The 5,809-nt window shown below is 56.1% G+C and carries 4 protein-coding genes; 2 read left to right on the plus strand and 2 right to left on the minus strand.

Annotated elements, in window-relative coordinates:
- On the minus strand, positions 1-830 hold an 830-nt coding region (locus QNK41_RS08605; RefSeq protein ID WP_319255754.1), incomplete at its 3' end, for a mandelate racemase/muconate lactonizing enzyme family protein.
- Positions 831-958: 128 nt separating this feature from the next.
- A complete protein-coding gene (locus tag QNK41_RS08610; RefSeq protein WP_319255756.1) occupies positions 959-2,395 on the minus strand; it encodes a trimethylamine methyltransferase family protein in 1,437 nt (478 codons plus the stop codon).
- A 601-nt stretch (positions 2,396-2,996) separates the two neighbouring features.
- On the opposite strand from QNK41_RS08610, the gene QNK41_RS08615 reads away from it, so the two are divergent.
- Both QNK41_RS08615 and QNK41_RS08620 read left to right on the plus strand, forming a co-directional pair.
- Complete coding sequence (locus QNK41_RS08615) at positions 2,997-4,739, plus strand: long-chain fatty acid--CoA ligase (protein ID WP_319255758.1); 1,743 nt, start codon at positions 2,997-2,999, stop codon at positions 4,737-4,739.
- A 73-nt stretch (positions 4,740-4,812) separates the two neighbouring features.
- Positions 4,813-5,809 (plus strand): alkaline phosphatase (locus tag QNK41_RS08620; protein WP_319255761.1); only part of this gene is annotated, 997 nt, incomplete at its 3' end.

Below are 5,809 nucleotides of genomic sequence, written 5' to 3' on the forward strand. Positions count from 1 at the left end.
TTGATGCCGCCCAATACGGCAAAGTTGACCACGATGGAATCGGGAACACCCAGGGCCACCGCCCGGCGGACGTCCGGGACATGGGTAGAGAAGGGGATCGATGAGTGCCGGCGGAGCATGGCCATCTCTTCGAATGTGGCCACCGGATCTTCGTAATTTCTCACATTGTAGGGTTCGATCTCCCGGAGCACCCGCCGAGCCGTGGACAGGGACCACTGCATGTTGGAATCCAGGCGGATCATGGCATCCGGTCCCAGGGCCTCCCGGATCGCCTTGACCGTCTCGATTTCCAGCCGTGGATCTCCCTGGATCAGCTTGCCCTCAAAAAAAGTGGCACCGTATTCCTCTTTCATGCGCACACAATAGTCGGCTACGGCCTTGGGGCTCATTTCACCGCCGATACCGTCTTTTTTAACCCGGAAAGCGAAATATTCGGTAAATGGGATCTCTTTTCTTACCGCTCCGCCAAGCAATTTGTAGAGCGGCTGATTCCAAATTTTCCCCCGAAGATCCCATAATGCGATTTCCAGGCCGCCGAAGGCCGTCACACTGGAACTGTCATCGGTATTCTGGACGATCTGCCAGGGAGGGATGCACACATTTTCGATCTCGGCAATATCCAGTGGGTCTTTGCCGATAATCCGGGGCGCCAGGTCTTGAATGACTGGCGCCAGATGGGCCGACGGTGCTTCACCCAGTCCGGTCAGTCCTTCGTCAGTGGCCACTTCCACGATGGCTTTGGATGTGCCGGGGTAGTAGCCGCCGGTCCATAAAAACGGTGTTTCCAAAGGAATGTTGACCGGTGTTACCGTTACCTTGGTAATCTTCATCAGTCTTCTCCATTGATTGTGGCAATCGAATGCCGTGCCCGTTGAGGGATAGAAACTCGGATTTTGACTTCTGGTCCGATCGCGGCGGAAAGCCGCTCAACCCATTTTTCTATCTTCTATCCATCCGCCTATTTCCAGCTTGCCTGCATTTCGTCCAAGGTCTTGATGGTATCTGCAGGCAGCAGTTCCGGCCGATGCGCCATCTTTTTCAAGGTCACTTCCTGGAGCCGCTGCTCGAAGGTTTTGGCGCCGGCGTTCTTCCATTGGTCGTAGACCATACGTTCGAAAATCTCGGAGTATTTAATTTTTTTGAAGTTCTTGAGGGTGTGGGGATCCTGGAGATAGTGACCACCCGGACCCACGCGATGGATCACATCTAAAGCCAGGGTCTCTTCGGTTACGGGGATGCCCTGCATGTAATGGTTGACCGAATCGACGATGTCATGGACGAGCACCATGAATTCCGGCGAGGCCACGGAACCATGGTCCATCCAGCTGCTGCAGTCATGTACGAGACCCGATCCGGCCGTAGCGGCGGAAAGGATCTGGAGCGCGGCTTCGGCACCTGCCTGGGCGTCGCAGAATTTGGCATCCGTGGCGCCGGCGGTGCCGAAGAAGGGCAGCCCGTAGTTTTGGGCCATCTGGGCCATGGCTGCAGTCATCAGGCTCATTTCCACGGCGCCGTATGAGAAGATCGTGGAGCGCATGTCCATGATGGTGGTAAAGGCACCGTAGATAAATGGTGCTCCGGGAGCCACCAATTGATGGACCACCAGGCCGCTGAGGGATTCAGCACTGGCTTGAACCAGCGCCCCGGCAAAGGTGGACGGTGAACTGCCGCAGCACTGGGGCGCCGGGAAGTTGATCAGCGGGATGCGGTTCTCGGCGCAATACATGACCTTGTCTATGGCCGGGTCGAAATAGACCAGCGGTGAAATGGGCTCCGAGTAGTGCACGATGGTGGGTGCCGCGTCGAATTTCTCCTTGCCGCCGCACAGCAGCAAGGCCATTTCGTAGGTGTCTTTGATGCTGTTGGTGTCCTTGCAGCAGAAAACCAGGGGCTTTTCGCAGTTTTCGAAAACCTTGCGGGCGATGACCCGGTCGGCGATGTCGGCGGGCACGTCATCGGCCATGCCGATGGTCATGCACCACTGGAAGTTGGGCAGGGCGTCACACAGGGCGGCGGTGGTTTTGACGTTGTCGCTGATGAAACGCGAGCGTTCGTGGGTTGCCGGGTCCATGTAGTCGACACAGTCCAGGCTGGGGCCAAAAAAGCTTTTGTCTCGCTCCAGGCAAACGGTTCGCCTGCCGGTGCGCGTTCCCAGGACGATGCGGGAGGGGGCTTTGCGGATAGCATCTTCCACCAACCACCCTGGGATCTTGACCCGGTCGCCGTTGACCTGGGCGCCGGCTCCGGCCAGGAACTCCAGGGCTTTCGGGTGGGTGATTTTAATGCCCGTGCGCTCGAGCACATCCAGCGTGGCCATATGAATCTGTGCAATCTGCGCGTCGTTGACGACCTGAAGACGGGGTTTGAAATAGAGTTCATCGGTTGTCATTCCCATGATTGGTCTCCTCTTTTAAAACAGTTTGTTTACTTGCGGTCACTATTGATCAGTTGCGGCTAACGCTGATTCCGCAACTTATGTGCCATCGCGTTCGCATGGATCATAAAACAGCGAACGCTTCTGATATTGTTTCCATAATAGATCTTATAAAGCCGTGTTGGCCATTTGGGAAAGTGAAAAATAATTTTCTTTTTTCATTATAATAATAAAAAAAAATTGCAAATATAAAAATATTTGTCGTCAGGGGTAAAAGGAACATGATTGTTTTGGAAACGTTGCTTATCCACTTGATACAGGCAACGCCAATACCGTTCCTTGACAAACAGGTTTTTGAAACGTTTTGACCGGCTTAAGTATAAGGCGTTAGTCTTTTGGTGTTTCAATCATTTTTCCTTCACTCCGGTTCAGAAATACGCAACTCCACAATCAACAGCAACGCCGGTGACCGTGCATAATTCATGCATGTTGACATTAACCGACAATTGAACCGCGAAAGCGAGCGCGTTCCCCGTCGCTCACTTTCGCGGACCAATAGCCACCGGCCAACCGGCAAGCGACCATACTCTGGCTTTCACCACCACCCACAGGAGATGACGCAATGACAACAGCCCATTGGCCCACCAAAAACTGGCCCGACGGTGTTCCCCACGAAATCGACGGATACGACCAACCCCTTTTTCAGTTGCTGGACGACGCGGCACGGGACTATCCGCACGGGACCTACACCATCTTCAACGACGCATCCCGCACCTTCGCCCAAGTCAAGGATACGGCCGAAAGGATCGCCAATTTTCTGCATGCAAAGGGCATCAAAAAGGGCGACCGCGTGGCCATTTTCCTGCCCAACCTGCCGCACTACCCGGCCATCTTCTTCGGCATCCTCAAGGCAGGCGCGGTTTGTGTGACCTGCAACCCCCTGTACACCCCTGCAGAACTCAATTACCAACTCAAGGATGCCGGGGCTAAGGTGCTGTTCTGCATGGACCACCCCCAGTTCTACCCAACCACCGAAAAGGCCATCCAGGGAACCGATGTGGAAACGGTGGTGGTCTGCAACGTCAAATCCTACCTGCCCTGGCTGAAGGGTTTCCTGGGCGGCCTGCTGGGCAAGATCCCCCATGCCGAGCGTCACGGCACCGGGCATCTGATGTTCGACGACGTGGTCGGCAGCGCCCAACCCGCCCCGCCGGCGACGGCTATCGATCCATCCAACGACCTGGCGCTGATCATCTACACCGGCGGAACCACCGGGGTGCCCAAAGGCGCAGCCCTGACGCACGCCAATTTCGTTTATGATCTCAAGGCGCTGGATGTCTGGGCGCGGCTGGACTACGGCGAAGGCGGGCCGATAGAGGGAATCCGCAGGGGCGGTTATCACTGCTATCTGGGCGTGTTGCCCTGGTATCACAGCTTCGGCTTGACGATTGCCATGCTGTCCGCTTGCCTATCGGGCAGCCGGTTGATCTGCGTGCCGGACCCACGGGCCGGTGACCCGCCATTTACCGAAGTACTCAAGCTGGTGCAGAAGCACCGGCCGACCTTGATGCCGGCGGTACCGACGATTTTTGTGGCTTTTGCCAACCATTCCTTATTGGATCAGTTTGACCTGACTTCTCTGATGGCCTGCTTTTCCGGCGGAGCACCGTTGCCTCCGGAGGTGTGCAGGCAGTTCGAGGAGAAGACTGGCGCGATCATCTTCGAGGGGTATGGGCTGAGCGAAACCGCCCCGCTGGCCACAGCCAATCCCTCTTTTACCGATACGCGCAAGATCGGGTCCGTCGGCTTTCCCGTGCCCGGTACCGACGTCAAAATACTGGATGCCGATACAGGCCAGACCGAACTGCCTCAGGGCGAAGACGGGGAGGTGGCCATTTGCGGCCCCCAGGTTATGCCGGGCTACTGGAACAAACCGGATGAAACGGCCGAGGTGTTCCGGGAGTTCGACGGTTGCCGTTTCTTTCTCACCGGCGATATCGGTCACGTGGACGATGACGGCTACCTATTGATCACCGACCGCAAGAAAGATATGATCCTGGTGGGCGGCTTCAATGTATACCCCCGGGAGGTAGAAGATATTCTCTTCACCCATCCCAAGGTGGCGCTGGCGGCCGTGGTGGGGGTACCGGATGCCAAGAGCGGCGAGGCTGTCAAGGCCTTCATTCAACTGAAACCCGATGAGACTTGCACCGAAGCGGAGATCCGTGAGTTCTGCAAAGCCAACATGGCCGGCTACAAAAGACCCAAGGCCGTTGAATTTCGGGATGCCATTCCGGTATCGAATGTGGGCAAGGTGCTGCGTCGGGTGCTGCGGGATGAGGAAATAAAAAAGTCGACCGGGTGATCCAATTGAAATGGGAAGCAGTCGATCATTGCGGTTTTGGGTCATACCGGCGAAAGCACAAAAGGAGCATAGGATGAGAGGGCGCGTATATCAGATTGCCGGACTAACGTTGATTATCTTCATGGTCGCAAGCGGCTGCGCCCGGCTGCAGGTACCTGCGCTCGATACTGACCCAAAGGCGCAGACGAAAAATGTTGTTTTGATTATCGGCGATGGTATGGGGCCGGAACAGGTCGGGCTGCTGCTTTCATACGCCAGGCAGGCACCCAACTCGGTGATTAAGGATAGAAGAACGGCCTTTGACCGAATTATGGATGAGGGGGGCCTGATGGGGATTTCGCTGACCTACCCCAGCGGTGCTCTGGTTACGGATTCGGCTGCGTCCGGTACACAACTGGCAGCGGGGCGATTTGCCGGTTCGGAAATGATCGGGGCGGACAAGGACGGCAACCCGGTGGAAACCATCCTCGAAAAAGCGATCAAAGCGGGCAAGTCAACCGGGCTGGTTTCTGATACGCGTCTGACCCATGCGACTCCAGCCGCTTTTGCCGCCCATCAGCCCCATCGAAGCCTGGAAAACGAAATTGCCGTGGACATGTTGAATGCCGGCCCGGATGTCATGCTCTCGGGAGGATTTCGCCATTGGATCCCCAAGGAGGCCAATGACCAGGATTCAGTCGCCTACAAGGAGTTGGAGCAGCTGACCCGGGGTTCCGTCACGATCAAATCCAAACGCATGGACAGTCGGAATCTACTGCAAGAAGCCCAGGAAAAGGGTTATGCGCTGGCTTTTAACCGAGCCCAGATGGATCTGGCACAAGGCAAGCTGCTCGGACTTTTCGCTTACTCGGCAATGCCGGACGGCATCAAGGTGACCCGCAGCCAGGACAGACCAGACCGGACCATTCCCACGCTGAAAGAGATGTCCGCCAAAGCCTTGCAGGTGTTGTCCAAAAACGACAAGGGTTTTTTCCTGATGATCGAGGCCGGCATGATCGACTGGGCCGCTCACTATAACGATACGGGCTTGATGCTCCATGAACTGTTGAGGCTCAACGAGACCGTCGACT

Origin of the sequence: Desulfosarcina sp. (assembly GCF_033791525.1) — a bacterium.
Lineage (GTDB): Bacteria > Desulfobacterota > Desulfobacteria > Desulfobacterales > Desulfosarcinaceae > Desulfosarcina.

Coding starts and splice junctions, on each gene's coding strand:
- QNK41_RS08610 (WP_319255756.1), bottom strand. CDS start 2,395: ATGGGAATGACAACCGATGAACTCTATTTCAAACCCCGTCTTCAGGTC.
- QNK41_RS08615 (WP_319255758.1), top strand. CDS start 2,997: ATGACAACAGCCCATTGGCCCACCAAAAACTGGCCCGACGGTGTTCCC.